18 protein-coding genes, 1 tRNA gene and 2 pseudogenes are annotated in these 15,953 nt (G+C 38.7%); 17 read left to right on the forward strand and 4 right to left on the reverse strand.

Going from position 1 to position 15,953, the window contains the following annotated elements:
* The first annotated feature begins 59 nt into the window (after positions 1–59).
* The 12 genes and pseudogenes from PG418_RS10710 (at position 60) to PG418_RS10765 (ending at position 9,378) form a co-directional block, all read left to right on the forward strand.
* Positions 60–133, forward strand: a tRNA-Arg gene (locus tag PG418_RS10710).
* 326 nt (positions 134–459) lie between these two features.
* Positions 460–1,425 carry a ParB/RepB/Spo0J family partition protein gene (locus PG418_RS10715; protein WP_055160129.1) on the forward strand — a complete coding sequence of 322 codons (966 nt, stop codon included), beginning with the start codon at positions 460–462 and terminating at the stop codon, positions 1,423–1,425.
* 14 nt (positions 1,426–1,439) lie between these two features.
* On the forward strand, positions 1,440–2,225 hold the full coding sequence (locus tag PG418_RS10720) for a ParA family protein (RefSeq protein ID WP_055148854.1): 786 nt from the start codon (positions 1,440–1,442) through the stop codon (positions 2,223–2,225).
* Complete coding sequence (locus tag PG418_RS10725; RefSeq protein WP_055183005.1) at positions 2,215–3,120, forward strand: ParB/RepB/Spo0J family partition protein; 906 nt, start codon at positions 2,215–2,217, stop codon at positions 3,118–3,120. The genes PG418_RS10720 and PG418_RS10725 overlap by 11 nt, the downstream gene beginning before the upstream one ends.
* Before the next feature lie 78 nt (positions 3,121–3,198).
* Positions 3,199–4,197: a replication initiator protein A gene (locus PG418_RS10730; protein ID WP_055160133.1), complete on the forward strand. Its 999-nt coding sequence runs from the start codon at positions 3,199–3,201 to the stop codon at positions 4,195–4,197.
* 9 nt (positions 4,198–4,206) lie between these two features.
* Positions 4,207–4,503, forward strand: a complete 297-nt coding sequence (locus PG418_RS10735; RefSeq protein ID WP_005349852.1) for a hypothetical protein — start codon at positions 4,207–4,209, stop codon at positions 4,501–4,503.
* Between the two features lie 7 nt (positions 4,504–4,510).
* A pseudogene (locus PG418_RS10740) lies at positions 4,511–4,723 on the forward strand (hypothetical protein); the annotation flags it as partial.
* Positions 4,724–4,846: 123 nt separating this feature from the next.
* A complete protein-coding gene (locus PG418_RS10745; RefSeq protein ID WP_025580965.1) occupies positions 4,847–5,521 on the forward strand; it encodes a response regulator transcription factor in 675 nt (224 codons plus the stop codon).
* Entirely contained in the window at positions 5,509–6,690 is a 1,182-nt protein-coding gene (locus PG418_RS10750) for a HAMP domain-containing sensor histidine kinase (RefSeq protein WP_025580964.1), read from the forward strand. Before PG418_RS10745 ends, PG418_RS10750 begins: the two co-directional genes overlap by 13 nt.
* A gap of 83 nt (positions 6,691–6,773) precedes the next feature.
* Positions 6,774–7,838 (forward strand): ABC transporter permease, encoded by a 1,065-nt coding sequence (locus PG418_RS10755; RefSeq protein ID WP_022037030.1) that lies wholly within the window; start codon positions 6,774–6,776, stop codon positions 7,836–7,838.
* Complete coding sequence (locus PG418_RS10760; RefSeq protein WP_015521696.1) at positions 7,839–8,498, forward strand: hypothetical protein; 660 nt, start codon at positions 7,839–7,841, stop codon at positions 8,496–8,498.
* Positions 8,499–8,502: 4 nt separating this feature from the next.
* Positions 8,503–9,378: an ABC transporter ATP-binding protein gene (locus tag PG418_RS10765; RefSeq protein WP_015521697.1), complete on the forward strand. Its 876-nt coding sequence runs from the start codon at positions 8,503–8,505 to the stop codon at positions 9,376–9,378.
* Here PG418_RS10765 and PG418_RS10770 read toward each other — a convergent pair.
* Positions 9,365–9,789: pseudogene (locus tag PG418_RS10770) on the reverse strand (penicillin-binding transpeptidase domain-containing protein); the annotation flags it as partial. The gene PG418_RS10765 and the pseudogene PG418_RS10770 sit on opposite strands and share 14 nt — an antisense overlap.
* A gap of 54 nt (positions 9,790–9,843) precedes the next feature.
* Here PG418_RS10770 and PG418_RS10775 point away from each other — a divergent pair.
* Entirely contained in the window at positions 9,844–10,053 is a 210-nt protein-coding gene (locus tag PG418_RS10775; protein WP_008392833.1) for a DUF6219 family protein, read from the forward strand.
* A 102-nt stretch (positions 10,054–10,155) separates the two neighbouring features.
* Here the strand turns inward: PG418_RS10775 and PG418_RS10780 are convergent, their stop codons facing one another.
* From PG418_RS10780 to PG418_RS10790, 3 genes are all read right to left on the reverse strand, one after another.
* Positions 10,156–10,809: a CpXC domain-containing protein gene (locus PG418_RS10780; protein ID WP_029471597.1), complete on the reverse strand. Its 654-nt coding sequence runs from the start codon at positions 10,807–10,809 to the stop codon at positions 10,156–10,158.
* A 65-nt stretch (positions 10,810–10,874) separates the two neighbouring features.
* A complete protein-coding gene (locus PG418_RS10785; protein WP_498837371.1) occupies positions 10,875–11,390 on the reverse strand; it encodes an ImmA/IrrE family metallo-endopeptidase in 516 nt (171 codons plus the stop codon).
* Between the two features lie 92 nt (positions 11,391–11,482).
* Positions 11,483–11,941 carry a helix-turn-helix domain-containing protein gene (locus PG418_RS10790; RefSeq protein WP_005423558.1) on the reverse strand — a complete coding sequence of 153 codons (459 nt, stop codon included), beginning with the start codon at positions 11,939–11,941 and terminating at the stop codon, positions 11,483–11,485.
* A gap of 247 nt (positions 11,942–12,188) precedes the next feature.
* On the opposite strand from PG418_RS10790, the gene PG418_RS10795 reads away from it, so the two are divergent.
* From PG418_RS10795 to PG418_RS10810, 4 genes are all read left to right on the forward strand, one after another.
* On the forward strand, positions 12,189–13,478 hold the full coding sequence (locus PG418_RS10795) for a Y-family DNA polymerase (RefSeq protein WP_330653280.1): 1,290 nt from the start codon (positions 12,189–12,191) through the stop codon (positions 13,476–13,478).
* Between the two features lie 77 nt (positions 13,479–13,555).
* Positions 13,556–13,909 (forward strand): hypothetical protein, encoded by a 354-nt coding sequence (locus tag PG418_RS10800; protein WP_055183038.1) that lies wholly within the window; start codon positions 13,556–13,558, stop codon positions 13,907–13,909.
* Between the two features lie 234 nt (positions 13,910–14,143).
* Positions 14,144–14,371, forward strand: coding sequence for a hypothetical protein (locus tag PG418_RS10805; protein WP_005334838.1), 228 nt, complete (start codon positions 14,144–14,146; stop codon positions 14,369–14,371).
* 619 nt (positions 14,372–14,990) lie between these two features.
* A complete protein-coding gene (locus PG418_RS10810; RefSeq protein WP_033126083.1) occupies positions 14,991–15,650 on the forward strand; it encodes a sigma-70 family RNA polymerase sigma factor in 660 nt (219 codons plus the stop codon).
* The last annotated feature ends 303 nt before the right edge of the window (positions 15,651–15,953 follow it).

A 15,953-nucleotide genomic window follows, 5' to 3' on the forward strand; every position in this document is an offset into this window, starting at 1 on the left:
ATATATGGCCGAAGGGAAAAATCCCAGAAACCCAGTAAAATCAAGGGTTTGCGGCATGTGTCGTCATAGCTCAGCTGGATAGAGCACTCGCCTCCTAAGCGAGGGGTCGGAGGTTCAAATCCTCTTGGCGACGGGCTTCAAAGCGTTCGAAAATGTTAGCTGGATTAGCTGACAACGAACGCTTTTGTTATTTTCAAATCACGTTCGTGACACAAAATTCCATTCAAAATGATCAATTTCCAGCTAACGCAATCCGATTTTTGTTAGCTGACAGCTAATCAAAATTACCGGTTTGCAAACATGGGTTTTAAGAAGTCCAGCTAACATTTGGGTTCCGCTCCGTTGTCACCTCTTATTCGGGGATGCAAATCAGAGAAAAGGCGGGAAAAGAAACAATCTCTCCCAAACTTGCAAACATGAATTAGCTGAAACAGTATTCAATTCTATTAGCTACAGCTAATGGTCAAACAGCAATGTCTGTTTGGAACTTTACTATCTATAAAAGTTCCAGGCAGGCATTTTTTATTTCCTGAATCCTGGAGGAAAGGAGTCAAGATGACTGAGCCAAACAGACAATCAGGAGAAAACGAAGAAAGAATCATAGAAATTGAGATTGAGCGTCTTCGTCCGTTCAAAGAGCACCCGTTTCAGGTAAAAGATGATAAGGAAATGTTTCTTTTGCAGGAAAGCATTGAGAAGTATGGAATTTTAAATCCGCTAATCGTCAGACCAGTACCGGATGGATACTATGAGATCATATCCGGTCACAGAAGAAAACATGCTGCGGAGAAACTGGGATACCGTAAAGTACCGGTAATCATCCGGGTATTAAGTGAAGATGATTCCATCTTGAGCATGGTAGATTCCAATCTTCACAGAGAACGGATTAGCTACAGTGAAAAAGCTTTTGCTTACAAACTGAAGAATGACGTATTAAAAAGAAAAAGTGGTCGAAAAAAGAGCCAAGTTGACCACAAAACACCAAGAAAGCGGGCAATAGAAATCATCAGTGAAGATTGTGGTGATAGCCCAAAACAAGTGCAGCGTTATATCTCACTGACAAAACTGATACCGGAAATGTTGCAGAAACTGGATGATGAGATTATTTCTTTTTGTCCGGCTGTAGAGATAGCTGCATTAAGTGAAAAAGAACAAAGAGAACTGCTTGTAGCAATGGAGTATGCACAGGCAATCCCATCACTCTCACAGGCCCAGAGGATCCGGCAACTGAGTAAAGAAAAACAGTTGTCACTGGAAAAGATGGAAGAGATCATGTGTGAAGTGAAAAAGGGTGAGATCACAAGAGTGGCATTCACAAACGAGCAGTTGCACAAGTATTTTCCAAATTCTTATACACCGGCAATGATGAAACGGGAAATACTGGCACTGTTGAAATTATGGAAAAAAGAATCATGGGAAAGTTAAAGGAGGAAGAAATCATGTGTAAAGTTATATCCGTAGTAAACCAGAAAGGTGGCGTCGGAAAGACCACCACAACCGTAAATGTAGGCATTGGACTGGCAAGAGAAGGTAAGAAAGTGTTGCTGATTGACGCGGATCCACAGGGAAGTTTAACCGCAAGTCTTGGATATGAGGAACCGGATGATCTTCGCATCACATTGGCAACGATCATGATGGATGTCATCAACGAAGAAGAAATCTCTCTGGAAGATGGGATTTTACATCACCAGGAAAATGTAGATCTTCTCCCGGCAAATATTGAGCTTTCCGCACTGGAAGTAACGATGGGAAATGTTATGAGCAGAGAAATGATCATGAAAGAATATATCGATGCGATACGATGCCGATACGATTATATCCTGATCGACTGTATGCCGAGCCTTGGTATGATGACAATCAATGCACTGGTCTCTTCCGATTCTGTGTTGATACCTGTGCAAGCCGCATATCTGCCGGTGAAAGGACTTCAGCAGCTGATCAAGACCATTCTTACAGTAAAGAAAAGACTGAACCGGAAACTGGCGATTGAGGGCATTCTCCTGACCATGGTAGATTTCAGAACCAATTACGCAAGGGATATTGCATCGAGAGTACATACAACCTACGGAAGTCAGATCGAGGTATTTGAAAATGTGATCCCGATGTCTGTAAAAGCTGCTGAGACCAGTGCAGAGGGAAAAAGCATCTACATGCACTGCCCGAAAGGAAAAGTTGCCGAAGCATATAAGAACTTAACACAGGAGGTTTTGAAAAATGAAAAATAGAAGTGGCGAAAAGATTAAACTGGCAAGCATTGATGAACTGCTGGGTGTGGTAAATGAAGAATCTGCAATGGAGATAGAAATCAGTAAGATCCATCCGTTTAAAAATCATCCGTTCAAGGTGCTGGATGATGAAAAGATGCAGGATCTGGTTGAAAGTGTAAGGATCAATGGAGTACTGACACCGGTACTGCTTCGAATGGATGATAATGAAGAATATGAAATGGTATCCGGTCATAGAAGAATGCATGCAGCACAGCTTGCAGGACTTACGACTATTCCGGCAATCGTAAGAGAATTATCGGATGATGATGCCGTGATTGCGATGGTGGACGCTAACATTCAGCGAGAGGAACTGTTACCGAGTGAGAAAGCATTTGCATATAAGATGAAAATGGATGCTATGAGAAGAACAGCAGGTCGTCCGACAAAAGAAAATCCCCGACAAAATGTCGGGAATTATGAGACGGCAGATCTCATTGGAAAGGATAATGGAGAAAGTGGACGACAGGTTCAAAGATATATTCGTCTCACGGAATTAATACCAGAACTTTTAGATCTGGTAGATAAGAAAAAGCTCCAATTTACAGTTGCTATTGATATCTCCTACATCGATAAGGAAGTACAAGAATGGATTTACGAATATATTAGTGACACTGGATTTATTAAGCCAAAGCAGATTGCAGCACTCAGAAATCAGCTGAATGATGGGCCAATCAATCAGATTCAGATGTTATCAATTTTCAATAACTGTGTGATAGCAAAGAAAGTATCCCGGTCTCTTACTTTCTCAGAAAAGAAACTGACAAAGTATTTTCCGGATGATTATACAGCCAAAGATATGGAGCAGGTGATTGAATCATTATTAGAAAAGTGGATGCAGGAACAGTCCTGTTAAGGAGAGAAAAAGCTAAGAAAACAATGTCAAAGAAGTTTAAAAAAAGGACTTCTTAGCAGAAAATGAAAGGAGGAAATTATGGAGAAAAAAATGACATTTAATTATTTTTATGGTACCGAAGCTGATCAGTTCAGCTTCTACCGCATACCAAAAGCATTATTTACAGACAGCTATTTTAAAGATTTATCAAGCGATGCTAAAATTTTATATGGACTGATGTTGGATCGAATGTCTCTTTCCATCAAAAATCAGTGGTTTGATGACAAAAACAGAGCATATATCTACTTTTCCATCGAAGATATCATGGAATTACTGAACTGTGGCAGAAATAAAGCCATCAAATCCATGAGAGAACTGGATGATGAAACCGGAATTGGTTTGATTGAAAAACGCAGACAGGGATTTGGAAAGGTGAACGTCATCTACGTGAAAACCTTTATGCTTGAGAAAACAGATGAGAAAAAATTTGGAGAGGAATTAGAGAAGTTTAAAAAACAAACTTCTGTGGAAAATGAGGAATCTACAGAAGTTTACAATTCAAACTTCATGAAGTCCCAAAATCAAACTTCTAGAAGTCCCGAAAACAAACTTCAAGAAGTTTACATTTCAAACCCTAATAATACTAATCTTAGTGATACTGAAATGAATGATAATAAATCTAATCCTATCATATCTGTGGATGAGAAAAGATTTGATAGCGATAATCGCTCTGAGGATTATCAGGCTTATGAAAACCTTGTCAAAGAGACCATTGATTATGAATCACTGGAAGTAACCCATCATGACGATATGCGACAGGTAGATGAAATCGTGAACCTGATCGTAGAGACTGTGATGTGTAAAAATGACAAGATCTTGATTGCCAGCAACTGGTATCCGGCATCACTGGTGAAGAAAAAATTTCTGATGCTGACCTATTCACATATCGAGTATGTCTTACACTGTATGAGTGGTAACACCACAAAGGTGAAGAACATCAAGAAATATTTGTTAGCAGCTTTGTTTAATGCACCGTCAACGATGAACGGGTATTATCAGGCAGAGGTGAACCATGATATGCCAGGACTGGTAAGATAGGAGGTGCACATGTTTATTTTAAAACTTGTTGGGAAGATATTATTACTGCCGGTATGGCTGATCCTTTTTGTGATCGGCTTGGCAGTAAAAATGACAGTACAGACTTATGCGGTTGTCAGAGGAATCCTTGGGTTTATATTCACTTTATTGATCATAGCGACTGCATACTGTTACCATGATTGGGTACAGGTTGCATTCCTGTTTTCGCTGAGTGTTATTCTGTATCTGATCCTTTTTGCAGGAGTGTTCGTAGATACTGTACTGGACATGACAAGAGAACGTATTATTGATTTTATTATATCGTGAGGAGAATATGAAAATGAGTGAAAACAATGATTATATTCAGTTACCACCACTAAAAAAAGACACACCATCTGATGTGGTAGCATTTATGTGGAAGTACATGAAAGTACCGGAGAATTCAAGAGAAAAAGTTAAGAATCTGCTTAAAGATGCAAATGAAAATGGAGTAAAATTAAGTCATCAGGCACCAACCCTGTATGATGTTGTCCCAAAAATGGAAATAAAATGAAGGAGAAAAGGCGGCAGTTTAGAAAGGCTGTTGCCTTTTAGGAATTGTTGTTTATTTGTTGTTTTTTATAAGCTATACTATAAGGAAAAGATAACATTAGAGCCAGAGGTGAAATTTATGAACTATAAAATTTTAATGGTTGATGATGATAGAGAATTGCTAAAAATGCTGAATCAATACTTTACATTGAAGAATTATACGGTAATGATTGCAGAAAATGGCATAGAAGCAATGGAAAAGATAAGTGCAAATCCCGATATTATTTTATTGGACGTAAATATGCCGGGAATGGACGGAATTGAAGTGTGCAGAAGAATCAGAGATATGGTTTCCTGTCCGATTATTTTTTTGACTGCAAAAGTAGAAGAACAGGATCGAGTAATGGGATTGTTGTCTGGTGGTGATGATTATGTTTTAAAACCATTCAGTTTGAAAGAATTAGATGCTAGAATTATTGCCCATTTGAAACGTGAAGAACGTTTACATAGGAAAAAAGAACAAAGGTTTTATGGAGAATTAGTGATTGACTATGCCAGTAAATGTGTACATATTAAAGGGAATGCTTTAGAGCTTACGAAATTAGAGTATGAGATCATAGAATTTTTGTCTATGAACCCTGAAATGGTATTTGATAAAGAACGAATCTATGAGAAGATTGGCGGATATGATGCAGAAGGGGACAGCCGGGTGGTTACGGAGTTGATTCGCAGAATCCGCAAGAAAATGAAAATGTATTCGGAACACGAATATATTGCAACGGTATGGGGGAGGGGATATAAATGGGCAAAATAAAAAATCTTTCGTTAAGGAAAACCATTGTTTTGTATATGATAATTAGTTTAATAATTAGTTTTTATCTTTCAGCACTAATTATGCGAATAGCAAGCACAGTACAAAACAACATTTGGTGGAATTATGTAGACCAAGAAGAATATTTTGAAATGGCTGAAGGGGATGGTAGAAGGTATTTGCCAGATGTTCCGAGACCACATTCTTATGAAATGAAAGAATTTGATTATCATGTATCGGAAATATGTGATTTTCTTCAGACATTTACAGTGCTTATCGTATCTGTTGCAGGGAGTATTATAGCGGTATTTCTTTTTTATAAGCATAAACTGAAATGCCCTATCGAAGAATTAGAACTGGCTTCCCGACAAGTTGGTCGAAATAATTTAGATTTCCATATCACTTATGAAAATGAAGATGAGATGGGCGGATTGTGCAAAGAGTTTGAACGAATGAGAGGACAGCTGGCAGAGAATAATCAACAGTTATGGAAAATGCTTGAGGAAGAAAAGGCTTTGCGGGCTGCCATTGCACATGATATACGTTCTCCGCTCTCTGTGCTGGAGGGGTATCAGGAAATGCTTTCAGAATATCTTCCGAAGAAAGAGATAAATATGGAGCAAGCCTTAGAAATGGTAAATGAAAGCAAAAAACAGATTGAACGTATGGATATCTTTGTGGAAACTATGCGAAAGATGAGCAGTTTAGATACAAGGGAGTTAGTAGCAGAAGAAATTACCAGTAAACAGGTAGAAATAGACGTACGGGCAGAGATGAACGTGTTTAGGAAAAAATTTGGAAAGCTATATGAATTAGAATGTTCGGAAACAGAAGAAAAATTTTCAGGAGATAAGGAAGTGATTTTAGAGGTTATAGAAAACCTTTTGTCAAATGCCTTTCGTTACGCCAAGACAAAAGTGGAAATGGAAGTGTTTCTTACCTGTTCTGAATTACAGATCAGAATAAAGGATGATGGAGTGGGATTTACAATAGATAAGCAAAAGGCAACAGAGCTTTTTTATCAGCAAAATGTGAAAGACAGTTTGAAACATTCAGGAATGGGCATGTATATCAGCAGATTGTATTGTGAAAAGCATGGTGGTCAGTTATTGATAGAAAATGAAAAACAGAGTGGAGCTGTAATAACAGCAGTATTTCATCGGATTGCATGAGCGGTCCGATTTTTTTATGCTGTTGTCTTTTTGTTGTGATTTATATTTTATGATGTCTATAACGAAGGAAAGGAGGAATACGTATGATTGCTATTTTTAAAAGAGAGATTAGGAATTATCTAAAGCGACCGTTATTTTGGGTAGGTGTTCTGCTTGTGATTTATGGTGTGTTTAATGCGACAAGTCCATATTTAACCACACATTATCTTACAACGGGGGAGGAAATCATCAATGATCAGTCCAACACTTCGGTTGAAGGAGAAGTGTATGAGGGCTATATTCCAGCCACGCCTGAAAAGCACAGAGAGGTATGGCATGAAAAGGTAAAAATAAAATTAACGGATGTGTTTGGATTGACGGATTCAGAAGCACAGAATGTCATTGAAAAGCTGGAAAGCATGAATTTAAAAGAGGCCTATGCGTATTTGGAGCAGGAATATGACTGGTACGGGGCAAGGTATTTATACGAGGACAGTACGTATTATAAGGGAACGGCAGAAGAAATCAACGCATATCTAGATAAAAAATTGGAAGATAAGACATTTTCTTTTTATTACGCAAGAAAATTTGCTGATTTTGCGGGTCTGTATATGGTGTTTTTTGCAATTATTATGTTGGCGGTTTTATTTTTACAAGATACAAAAAAGCATACTTATGAATTGTTGCATACAAAGCCTGTGACTGCCGGGAAGTATGTAATGGGAAAAGTGAGTGCAGGATTTACAATTTGTTTGCTTGTGCTAACTATTTTGAATATACTGTTTTGGGTATTGTGCCGCATCTATACAAAGGATAGTGGATTTGAAGTGCGACTATGGGATTTTGTGGCTTCTACGGTACTTTATATATTGCCTAATATGCTGATGATTGTGAGTATATATACATTGATTTCACTCATATTTAAAAATCCACTTCCGGGTGTACCACTTTTGATTCTTTATATGGTGTATTCCAATTTGGGCGGAACTAATGCAGAGGGAGTTTACGGATATTGGGGCAAACCTTTGGCAATCATGGTACGATTTCCGGGGCAGCTTTTTGATACGACACCGCCTCCGATGGCGCTCTTAAATCAAAGTTTTCTTATTATTGTATCGGTAGTAATTATACTGATTTCGATACAGATTTGGAAGCGGAGGCGAATATAAATGAAGAAGGAAATGAAGATTGTTCTGCCATTTTATAAAATTGCTTATGCAGTATCCTTTGTTGTAATTTTAAGTGTGATTCGTGCAGTTGTTTTCACGTATGAAATAGGACTATCCATAGAGCCGCCTTTTGCGATATTGACTGCTGTTTTTTGTGCAGATACTTATGTGCAGGAAATTACAAGCAACCGTTCCGAAGTTCAGAGACTGTATCAGATAAAAAAGAGAATCTATTCTATTATACAGAGACTGATGATACAGGGAACTTTTTTGCTGCTGCTCGCTGTTCTTGGATATGGATTGTTTTTTGCGTTTCAGAAACCAATTACACATCCAGTAACAGAAAGTGAAATACTTCAGTTTATTACCTGTTTTGGGGCGATTGTAGTAACTATTTTCTTTTGGGGAATATTGGCTAATACATTGTCTATGCTTTTTCGCAATATGTGGATGGGAATTGGAAGCAGTCTTTTGATATGGGTAGCAACAAATTCCACAGGTGGAGATAAACTTTTTGGAGCATGGAATCTGTTTTCTTATTCTTTTAGAGATATAGAAAATACTGCCGATATTACATGGCTGTATGGGAAAGGCTTGTGTATTTGTATCGGACTGATTTTGTTACTGGCATTGCCGAAGATCGTAAGAAAGAGAGGGTAAATTTATGAGTATTCATATTGAGGATTTAACGGTAAGATTTAAGAATAGTGTCACAGCAATCGACCATGCAGATTTAGATATACCAAATGGGATATTTGGACTATTGGGAGAAAATGGAGCGGGAAAGACAACTTTGATGAGAGTTTTGACCACTGTGCTTAAACCTACAAACGGAATGGTTACATTAGACGGAATTTTGTATAGCGAAGGAAACTATGAAAAAATCCAAAGAAAGATAGGGTATTTACCACAGGAAATTGAACTGTATCCTAATTTGACGGTTCAGGAGTGTTTGGAGTATATGGGAGATCTGGCAGGTGTTCCGAAAGCAGAATGTAGAAAGCGGATAGATTATTATTTGAAAAAGACCAGTCTTATAGAACATCGTAAGAAGAAAATGAAGCAGTTATCAGGCGGTATGAAGCGACGGGTAGGATTGGTGCAGGCGCTTTTAAATGAACCGGAATTTTTAATTGTGGATGAGCCAACTACCGGTTTAGATCCGGAGGAACGTATTCGCATCCGCAATTTGTTAGTAGATTTTTCTGAAAACAGAACGGTTTTGTTTTCAACTCATGTGGTAGAAGACTTAGCTGCCACCTGCAATCAGCTTGCAATTATGCATAAAGGTCGATTTCTGTATGCGGGTTCTATGAAGAATTTGACAGAAGAAGCACAGGGGAAAATCTGGATTTGCAAAGTACCTGATGAGAGAAAAGCAAGAGAAGTGGAACAGAAGTATCGTATTACATCTAAACAGTATGTTGAGGGGGGATTGCAGTTAAGAGTGATTTCTGAAATACAGCCAGAATTGGAGTGTATGTCAATTCCTGCAACGTTGGAAGATGCTTATATTTATGTGACGAATCAATACGAGTAGATAAAGCACCATCTGATGCTTTACTACCAGTTGCACGTTGTTCGCTTTGAATATTTGTGGAGAAAAAGTATGTATTATTTTGGCTTTCTATAAAACCTATAAACCAGCCATTTATATCCTGCCCGTTCACTCGTCCGGTTCTGGTTTTTCCATAAATTCTCCATTTTCAGAGGCGGTAAGATGGATGGAATTTTTGACGGCATGAATATTAGCAGGAGTAAAGTTGAAGTTGTTTCGATATAAATTTTTCAAAAGTTCAACTTGTTCTACTGGTGAAATCTTTAAGGATGACTGCATCCAGTAGGAAGAGAAATCTCCGGATATATTTTTATTGCCATATCCTATTTGCTGAAGGTATGAATTTATAGTGGAAGATCCGAGCTGCTTGTCGATTGATTCAAAATACCAGTTTGTATATATCTTTTAAAAGGTATATGATTAAGAAAAACGGCAGGAGGTATCTGAATGAAATCACATAAATATTGGTCTATCGGTGCACTGATTACAATGCTTGGAACTTTTTATACAGGTTATAAGGGATCAAAAGAAGGCCATAAGTACTTTGCAGCAAGTTCTTTGCTTTGCATGATTATGGCTATTTATACAGGACACAAGATGATTTCTGGTAAAAGTAGGAAGAAAAAAGAAGTTTCAGTAGAGAGTGTTGAAGATTAAAAAACAAAATATTTTAATAAATAACGCCGGTGCGGGATTTTTGATATCCAGTACTGGCGTTATTTATTCTACAGGGGCTTGGGGGTGTAGCCACCAAATATACTATTCGTTTTCTGCTTCGGCAAGTTTGTTAAGGATCCACTCCCTATTGATAACTATTTCATCATCATCGCGGAGATCCTTGAAATCATTGCAGTGTGAAGAAGCAAATTCATACATATTGTCAATGTCAACTGCACCAGTAATCTCACCCTTATTAATGATTACAAGAATATTTGTTCCGTCGTCGTCGACAGCAAAGCGCAGTTCATCAAATTCTATATCGGGATCATTTTTGAGAATAGAATCTGTCGCAAGTAATTTAACAAGTTCCATTACCCTGTCATCTTTACCTGCATCAAAGATCTGGATCTTTTCAACGAGCTGATTTGCTGATGTCACAATCCGGTATAAGTACTTTTCGGTACGATAATCAGCCAAAGCATTTTTTTCATAAAATATTTCATATGTCTTCTTTACTTCTGATTCAGGAACCAGATAAATCATGACAAGATCTTCCATCTGGTGATAGAGTGTGGAGTAGTTTAAACGAAAGGTCTCTCCACAGCTCGGGCAGGTATAAAGGAAAATAGATTGATTAAGTACCTTCTCTTTCATTTCAGGATCCAGTGCAGTATTAATACTGTCCCAGAGCTCAAAATCTCCCTCATGATGGCAGGAAGGACAAGTTACCTTTTCTATATGATGTCTTGACATAAATGATCCTCCTTTCAGTGAGATAAATCTATAGTTTTTCTATTGTAGAATAATCTTATCCGCTATTATTTCGCCAGAAAATTACTCTGTATCTCCATCGGCATATGATAAGCCTGGCCTCGTTTTGTCAGGCTGTATAGTTTAAAGCTCATGAGTTCCGGAGTCGCATTCAAAGAGCTGCAGAGTCCGAAATAATCCAGGTCTTCGTTCTGAACCATATCTTCAATCTCCTCATCATCAATCAGAAGATCGGCAGCAAACAGATTGGCCTGGTATTCTGTATTATCCGTCATATTGTAGAGGGTATCATCTTGCATTGGAGCCATTTTCAGCTGGGAACGATGCAGGATGATATGCCCTAATTCATGGGCGGCAACGATCATCTTTTCTTCTTCTGAAAGGGAACTGCTGATCATGACATAGATTGTCTTACAGCTCATAAAACAGTATCCTTTCAGTGTCTTATATCTGGAAGTTTCACCGACCACAATGTTCATCTGATCCATGATCTCAAATGGATCTCGGGTTCCATATTTCTTGATTAATTTCTTTGTTTCTGTATATATGTAAGTGTTTCTCAAATAAATCACCTCAAAAGTAAAAAATAAAAAGGGCAGAAATATCCTTGTAACTATAAGGTAACAGATTAGGTGTACAATAATCCCGCCTTCTATTATTTTTCCTCTTGGTTTTTCAGATATTTTTTCGGTGTAAATTTCTTTGCACGTCTTTTGGAATCCAGATAAAGGCTCTGGATCTCATCCATAAAAGCTATTTTATCTTCGTCTGTCAGTGATCCACCGGCAAACATAGCTGCAGCCTGTTCCAGAATCTGCTGAGCCTGTCTGGCACCACGGTTACCAAACTGTTCGGATGCTTCTGTGATAAAAGCTTCATTCTCACTCATGAGATAAGAAACGTCACACTGTAATGCATCTGCCAGTTTCTGATACAGAACATTTTGTTTTGGAAAACGTCCTTCTACTTCCCAGGATCGAATGGTCCTATATGAAACACCAACCATACTGGCCAGTTCCTGCTGACTCATCTTTTTTTCTTTTCTTAATGATCTTACTTTTTCACCGAATGTCATAAACATACCTCTTTCTAAGCCTTGTCTTATAAGTTTCATTAGCCGCCTCAAGGCAAAACGGGAAATGTGTCTCCTAAAAATTAAAAATTAATCTTGACAAAGGGAAATATCTCTCCTATAATGTGAATCACAGATAAGGGAAACATCTTTCCTATAAGATACACAATATTTCCTCTTTTGTCAATGAATATGTGGAATGAATTTCCTATATTTTAAAGAAAACAGGAAGGATACACAGTCATTGACAGTCAAAATGGGATACATGTTACAAAAAGAGGAAAGACGTATGGGAGGTGGCAATGTGAGTCAGGATCAGACTTCTATTATCTGTATTGATCTGAAGTCCTTTTATGCTTCTGTAGAATGCGTAGAACGTGGACTGGATCCGTTTAAAGCAAACCTGGTGGTTGCAGATCCGACCAGATCAAAGTCAACAATCTGCCTGGCAATCACTCCGGCTATGAAGGCTCTTGGCATCAAGAACCGGTGCCGGATCCATGAGATACCGGATTGTGTGAAGTATATTACAGCCATGCCGAGGATGCAGCTGTACATGGATTATTCCGCAAAGATCTATGGAATCTATCTGCGGTATGTCTCAAAAGAAGATATCCATGTGTACAGTGTCGATGAATGTTTTATTGATGTGACCAATTATCTACAGCTTTATCATCTCACTGCAAAAGAAATGGCGGTAAAGCTTATGCAGGCGGTCATGGAGAAAACTGGTATCACTGCAACCGCAGGAGTGGGAACCAATCTGTACCTTGCTAAGATTGCAATGGATATCGTAGCAAAGCATGTGGATGACCATATCGGAATTCTGAATGAATTTTCTTACAGAGAGCAGCTATGGGATCATAAACCATTAAGTGATTTCTGGAGGATTGGGTCTCGGACTGAAAAAAAACTGGCCGGTTACGGGATCCATACGATGGGCGATATTGCAATGGCTTCTTTAAGATCCGAGGATTGGCTGTATAAGATGTTTGGGATTGATGCAGAGCTGTTGATCGATCATGCATGGGGCTATGAAACATGCCGGATGAGTGACATCAAGAACTATCATTCGGAGGAACACAGCCTTTCAAATGGCCAGGTGCTGATGCGAAATTACTCATTTGAAGAGGCCCTTGTGATTGTAAGGGAAATGACAGACAACCTGATTCTGGATCTGTTTGAAAAAGGATTGGTAACAAGCTCCCTCACCTTATGGATCGCATATGACCACAGGTATGAGCATGAGGCATCCAAAGGAACTGTAAAACTCGAAAGAGAAAGTAACAGTTCAAAAAAAATCATGGATGCAGTGGAAGATTTATATCTCAGGATTGCAGACAGATATATCGGAATTCGAAGAATCGAGGTGTGTGCGAACAGGGTTGCTCCTGAAAGTTATGTGCAGTACAGCCTGTTTGATGATCCAAAACAGACCGATAAGGAACGACATTTACAGGAAGCAGTATTGAATGTAAAGCAGCGTTATGGAAAGAATGCAATCATGCGTGGATCTAACCTGCTAGAGTGTTCTACGTATCGAGAACGCAATGAACAAATAGGTGGTCACCGTGCTTAGAGGAGGTGCAAAAAGTGCTGGCAAGTGCATATCAACCGTATTTATATTTACCAAGACCGGTTTCCAGGAGACATCCCATGGATGTAGGACGCAGGGCAAAACAGTTTGCTCCATTTGCGGCACTTCGTGGACTGGATGAAACAATCCGGCAACAGGAAATCATTTATGAACCAAAAAGAGATTTATCTGAGGAAAAGAAAAATGAGTTGGATATGAAATTAAGGATCCTGGCATATGGGATGAAGATACAGGCAACTTATTTTCAAAAATCCTGGAAGGATCCGTCAGTTGGACAGTACCATACATTATCCGGAACCGTAGAATTTTTTGATCCATCAGTCCACTTACGGATTGATGATACCGAGATTCAGATCCAGGACATCTGTGATCTGACTGGTGATGTATTTGAAACTATTGAAATATCATGTTAATTAATCACAGCGGAATTTTTTATACCGGAAAGAGTGTGTGGTAGCTGGTGGAAGGATAAAAAAGGATGCACAGATCGACAAAGCAGATCTGATCAGAATAAAAATCGTGCTGTTCGTGTAGCTTTGGCACTTACGGAATGGATGGCATGATGCTCATAAGGCGGATTTGATTTCCCTTTGGTCCGTTGAGTAATAAATGGAGAAATATCTTATTGCTTAAAGGAGGAAGCCTATATGGGATCAGGTGCTATTAAATGGCATGTACACTGCTCTGTATGCGGAGCATTTATTGAAAAGAGCGCACAAAGCGATTCAGAAGTGGAGTGCAAAAAATGTCGCAGTACATTGGAGATATTTGTAAAGGATGATATGGTGTCGGTTCGTCCGATCCACATCAGAGATGAACAATTAAAGTCCAGGATGCGGACGTATTCCCGAAAGATGATGAATCAGGGATCATAACAGAATAGAATGAGCTGTCTGTAGTAAGCGTTGGATTTGGCAGGAACCATCAAGAACGCACCAGACAGTAAGAGTTTGTCAAGGAGCTGAATCTGACTGGAATCACTAAGAGCCCGGCAAAACATTTACGGATACACTGCAAGATCAGAAGTATTTTCTGGTTTTGGAGATTGTTGAAGTATTTGTTTTGTCGGGCTTTTTTGATGTATTTCAAAAAATTTTTAAATTTTTTGTCGTACCCCACTGTAAAACAGGCTCTCAGCGTTTCGTTATATAGAGGTTGAATTCTCTTCTGCAAAAATAATTGCAGAGAGAGATTTTGATAATATGACACAAAGGAGGAAGCAAAGATGACTGAAATCGAATACCAGGAATTTGTAAGGCATTGTCCTTACGATGCTATGGGCGATTATTCCATGTTTCGCAAAGAGCAAACAGAGAATGAATCAGAAGATGCACATATCAACTGAATAAGCCAGGCAATCTGGCAAACTTAATCTAAACGCAGATACATGCGTTACAAAGGAGTCGCGGACTCCCGTTCAAAAAAAACGGGTGAGTTCGTGACCTCTTGTACTGCAGTTCTTTATGTCTGTGCAGAAATTTCATAAAAGATGGAATGGACCACCCGGAGCCGAAAGGCAGAAAGGTGGTCTTTATGTTGACATTAAAAGAACTGAAAAAAATCGTGAAAGTTGCTGATGTGGAGAAGAGAATCCCAAGCGTGAAATCCTTGAAGGAACACAAAGTTGTAGTAAAGGAAATGATCAATGCAGATACAACAATCTCTGTTTATGATCACGGATATGTACTTTATACAGCAGGAAATCAATCAACCGTATTTCCGCTTCATAGTTGTGATGACTATGAATATGTGAGTGTAACTGGCGATAACAAGGAATTCAATAAAGAGTTCTTTGATAATGAAAACTGGTATATCCGTCTGCTGATGGAGGCTGAAGACCGTATGGCATACAGCCAGAGCAAAATCAGCACCAATCATGGTGTGTTTTCTAACAGCGATGTTACAGATGATGCGGAGATTATGAGAGGATCTTCAAAAGATTTTGTTGACGATGTTATCGACAGAGAAATTCTAAACGCTTTGATCAAAGAGTTAACAGAGAGACAAAAGACGGTACTCAATCTGGTTTATTTCGAGGAAATGCGTCAGCAGGATGTTGCAGATTATCTGGGAATCAAACAGCAGAGTGTAAATGACCTCCTGAACAGGGCATTAAAAACGATGAAAAAAAAGGCGGAAAACGAAGAATTTTAAAAAAATTGAATTAGACCACTGTAAAACAGGCTCTGAGCGTTTCGTTATATGAAGGGTTTGCATAGAACACCTTCATGTACCTTGAAAAATGAATAGCCTGCCCGGAGTGATATTCGGTTTGAACATGCATAGAGCGAAAAGCTGCGTGTCTGCCAGAAGAAAACGTATCAGAGATGGAAACTGATATAGGAACGGATCCGGGAAAGAAAACAGGAAAACGCTTAAATCTTAAATCAAAATAAAATGTCTGAATCTGAAAAGAGGATGACAGTAGAAATCATGTGGCGGTATTTGTGACAAACA

The sequence above is a fragment of the Bariatricus sp. TF06-38A genome, from assembly GCF_027690675.1.
Classification (GTDB): domain Bacteria; phylum Bacillota; class Clostridia; order Lachnospirales; family Lachnospiraceae; genus Allocoprococcus; species Allocoprococcus comes.